The 4,163-nt window shown below is 62.8% G+C and carries 5 protein-coding genes; 4 read left to right on the top strand and 1 reads right to left on the bottom strand.

Annotated elements, in window-relative coordinates; all coding sequences use genetic code 11:
• Together ACESNG_RS11330 and ACESNG_RS11325 are read left to right on the top strand one after the other, a co-directional pair.
• Positions 1–1,258: hypothetical protein (locus tag ACESNG_RS11330; protein ID WP_373069010.1), on the top strand; the 1,258-nt coding region annotated here is incomplete at its 5' end.
• Between the two features lie 16 nt (positions 1,259–1,274).
• Positions 1,275–2,903, top strand: coding sequence for a hypothetical protein (locus ACESNG_RS11325; protein ID WP_373069008.1), 1,629 nt, complete (start codon positions 1,275–1,277; stop codon positions 2,901–2,903).
• Positions 2,904–2,961: 58 nt separating this feature from the next.
• On the opposite strand, the gene ACESNG_RS11320 is transcribed toward ACESNG_RS11325, so the two are convergent.
• Positions 2,962–3,438 carry a hypothetical protein gene (locus ACESNG_RS11320; RefSeq protein ID WP_373069006.1) on the bottom strand — a complete coding sequence of 159 codons (477 nt, stop codon included), beginning with the start codon at positions 3,436–3,438 and terminating at the stop codon, positions 2,962–2,964.
• 110 nt (positions 3,439–3,548) lie between these two features.
• On the opposite strand from ACESNG_RS11320, the gene ACESNG_RS11315 reads away from it, so the two are divergent.
• Together ACESNG_RS11315 and ACESNG_RS11310 are read left to right on the top strand one after the other, a co-directional pair.
• Positions 3,549–3,830, top strand: a complete 282-nt coding sequence (locus ACESNG_RS11315; protein WP_373069004.1) for a hypothetical protein — start codon at positions 3,549–3,551, stop codon at positions 3,828–3,830.
• A 149-nt stretch (positions 3,831–3,979) separates the two neighbouring features.
• Positions 3,980–4,163: hypothetical protein (locus tag ACESNG_RS11310; protein ID WP_373063165.1), on the top strand; the 184-nt coding region annotated here is incomplete at its 3' end.

The raw sequence follows: 4,163 nt of genomic DNA, 5'->3' as shown, positions 1-4,163 counted from the left end.
GGCGTGGCTGATCAGCGAAGAAGGGTGGTGGAACATCCCCGTGCTCAACTTGTTCAAGCTGCGCTACAACGTAGGAACGGCCGGCACGCGCCCCGGCTTCTCCGACCAGTATTCCGCCTTGGGTATCGATGCCACGGGTGCCGTGACGCGCGGCGGCCTGGGCAACCCCAACCTGCGTCCGGAGCTGGCGACGGAGCAGGAGTTCGGCGTCGACATGATCGTGAAGAACCGCGTGCAGTTGTCCGTGGTGCAGGTCTTCTCCAGAGCCAACGGGAACCTGATCGCCCTGCCGACCCCTGCGCTCACGGGATTCAACACCATCGAAGCCAACATCGGCAGCATCGCCGGTCGGACGATCGAAGGCACGCTGCAGGCGCAGATCCTGAACAATCCGAAGGGCGTGCAGTGGGACGTGCTGGTCACCGCTGACCGGCGCCGCAACAACATCACGAACTTCGGTCGCACGTGCTTCGGTGACGGCATTCTCTGGCGTTGCGACGACACGCAGCTGGGCACCATGTGGGGCAACCGTCATGTGCGCGACAAGGGGCAGCTGCGCCCCGAGCACGCCAACTCACAGGCGGCATTCGACGTGAACGACGACGGCTACGTGGTGGCCGTGGGCACCGGCAATACGTCGCTCGACGGCAAGGCCAAGAATCTGTGGGGCACCACGGTGAACGTGGATGGCCGCAACTATGCGTGGGGACGTCCAATTTTCGAAATCGATCCGACCACCGGTCAGCGCTGGTTCGGACAGATCGGTGACGGCCAGCCGGCCATGCAGTTCGGCTTCGGTAACACATTCCGCTTTAAGGGGTTCCGCCTGTACGGTCTCCTGAACGGGCAGTTTGGCGGTAATATCTACAATGGGGTGAGGCAAGCGCTGTACGCGACCAATGACCATCCCGACGTCGATCAGCGCGCGAAGGCCGACGAACTGCGGAAGCCCACGGCGTACTACGCCACCGCCATTGCCGACGGCAACGCCAACTTCGTCGCGCCCTTCGTGGAAGATGGCACCTACGCGCGGTTGTCGGAGTTCACGGTCGGCTACAATCTCGACGCCAAGAAGTACCGATTCCTGCGCGCAATGGGGGCCGACCGCATGCAGTTCGACGTCGTGGGACGCAACCTGTTCACCCTCACGAACTACTCCGGCCTGAACCCGGAATCGGGCAGCCCGAACACGCGCGTCGACAACACGGTGTATCCGTTGCTGCGCACGTTCTCGCTCGCCACCACCATCACCTTCTGATCGGAGGACTCTCCTCATGACGATTCGTTCCTCCTCCGACGCTGCTGCGCCTATGACGACCCACATTGCACGACGCACACGATTTGCCCGCTCGCTCGTGGCCCTGGTCGGCGGCGCCACGCTGGCCGCATCGTGTCACTCCCTTGAAGTGACCAACCCGAACACGCCGGATGTCGGCGCCGTGTTCGGCAGCGGCCAGAATCTCGAGGCTGCGCTGCTGGGATCGTGGCGCGCCTTCTGGGGCGTCGCCCAGGGCGCTCGCACCAACGGCACCTATCCGGTGAAACAGCTGTCCATTCTCGGCAACGAGATGACCAGTGCGGACGTGACCGACGCGCTCGTGGCTGTCACCGCCGAACCGCGCTTCGCGATCGATAACCGCAATCAGGGCGGCTGGACCAACCGCAAGCCATGGTACGATCTCTACGAGTCGATGGCTTCGGCGCGTGAGGCCTATCAGGCCATGGCCGATCAAGGGCTCAAGGTCGGTCTGGTCACGGCTGCGATCCCAGAGGGCACCGACACGCAGCGTTCACGCGTGTTCGCCAGGTTCATGATCGGTGTGAACACGATTTATCTCGGTATGCTCTTCGATCAGGCCTATCTGACGGACGAAAAAACCAACCCGGCCACGGTGGTGTACGAGCTCAAGCCGTATCAGCAGGTCACGGACAACGGTATTCGCATCCTTCGTGAAGCCATCGCCGAGGCCCGCGCGGCACGCGACTTCACCTTGCCCGCCAACTTGATCAACGCGCAGACATACACGCGCGACGAGTTCATACGCGTGATGCAATCGTACATCATCCGAGCACGCGTGTACAATGCGCGCACTCCGGCAGAGCGCGCGGCCGTGAACTGGGGCCAGGTCCTGGCGCAGCTGGACTCGGGGATCGTAACGCGCAACTTCGCGCAGCAGGCCGATCTCACTATTGCGGCCACCGCGTCGTCATACTATCAGAATTCGTACCTGCAGACCAACGCCCGTACGAACACGCGGCTGGTGGGTCCGGCCGATACGTCGGGCGAGTACCAGCGCTGGCTGGCGCGTCCGCTGGGCGAGCGGGCGCAGATCACAGTGGTCACGCCCGATCGGCGCATTCACGCCGCGACCGGTCCCACGGTGGCGGGCACGCGGTTCGCCTCCCTGCCCACGCAGTCGATGAACACAGCCAACGGCACGTACATGCACAGCCGGTATCGGAGTGTGCGCTTTCTGGTGCCGCCCCTCAACAACTACCACTCGACCGGTCTCATCACCACGATGTCGGTGGACGAAATGAAGTACCTGCGCGCAGAGGCACTCATTCGTCTCAACCGACAGGCCGAAGCGGTCGCGCTCATCAATCCCACACGCGTGGCGGCAGGATTGGCGCCGGTCACCGTGACCGGCCCGCCGAACGACAGGGCCTGCGTGCCCAAGCGTGACAATGGAACCTGTGGAGATCTGTTCGATGCGTTGCAGTACGAGAAGCGTATCGATCTCTTTCCCACCGAGGCCTTGATTGCGTTCGCCGACGCCCGCGGGTGGGGCAAGCTGATCTCCGGCACACCGCTTCACTTCCCGGTGCATGGTCGGGAGCTCGAACTCCTTGGCTTCCCGTATTACACGATCGGTGGCGGCGGCGCGGGCAGCGCGCCGTAAACGCTGAATCACGAAGATCGGGCGCCATGAGCAACTGCTCATGGCGCCCGATTCGCGTTTACGGCACTTCGCTCATATTCGCGCAGCCGAAACCGGTGCGGTCCGACGGCACTTCGCCAGGCGAGAACACGCGCACATAGTATGGATTGCCCGCTTCGAGCGCGGGAATGGTCGCCATGGCCTCGCCGCTGCCATCGTTACGGGACAGAATCTGCCGGAACGCCGCCGCCGCCGCCACCGGACGTCCTTCGTCACCGCAGCGTCCCGCCACAATGTCCCATGCCACCTGCCGATTGATGGGCACCAACCGCAAGCTCAGCTTGGCGCGCGACTCCTTCTCACCCTTGGCCGAAACGGAGAGATCGGCTGCACCGCGCAGGGTGTTGAGCTGCGCGATGGTGGCTGTCCATTTGCCCGTGGGCTTCGCCATCGCTGGCGCGTCCTGCGCGTGAAGCGCCGCTGGTACGGCGAGGGCCAAAGCGCAGACCGCACCCATGGCACTAAGCCGAGCTGCTTGATTCAGGTCGTGTTTCATGTGTCGTCCTATCGCTTCGTGAAAGGGAGCCGCAGTAACCGGGAGCCAGGAGTCGCGACGCGTTGCTAAAGATGCGGTGTGGTGCGCGGCGCGCCTAGGTCTAGAGGCCCATGAACGCCGGCAGCGATGGCAACGCCATTACAGAAGAAGGGCTCTTCCTCGAACCAGGGCACGGTCAACTGGAACGCCGTTTGTGGATTCTTACGCTGCGATTCTCCGTTGAGCATCTCCACCTCGACGCCGGGATCATTCCCACCGTGCCCACGACGAAGCCCATTGAACTTCGTGCGCCGGAACAGAGAAGAGCTTCGACAAGTCCTCGACCGATGTGCGCAGCCCACCGTCGAGTGCCGCAACATGTCGACCTCTCGCTTGAACCCTCCGGAATGTGAGCAACAACACACGGACCGCTGTGTTCTCCCTTAGGCGCCGAAGGGGGTATTTCCAAAGGGGAAAGGCAACAGTTCATGGCCAGGAAATGCGAAAGTACCGCTAGTCATGTCTTCGCCACGTTATCCAGGGTTTGCTGTCGATCCAACCCATGCGTGACTACAAAGTGACGCGCTACGTCGACGCCTTTGTCCTGTCTGCGCCAGACACGTTGCTCGCGATCCCCGCCCCGCCCGTACCATGGCGGGAGTCGCTGCTCGTCAAACTCTTCTTCGCCGTATTCGCGACACGGAATTGTCAGACGGCAACGCCGGGACGGTCGACACTTTTAAAAG

This window comes from Gemmatimonas sp. (genome assembly GCF_041689975.1).
Lineage (GTDB): Bacteria > Gemmatimonadota > Gemmatimonadetes > Gemmatimonadales > Gemmatimonadaceae > Gemmatimonas.
Note: the sequence above shows the minus strand (reverse complement) of the source record. Positions and strands in the feature narration are given on the sequence as shown.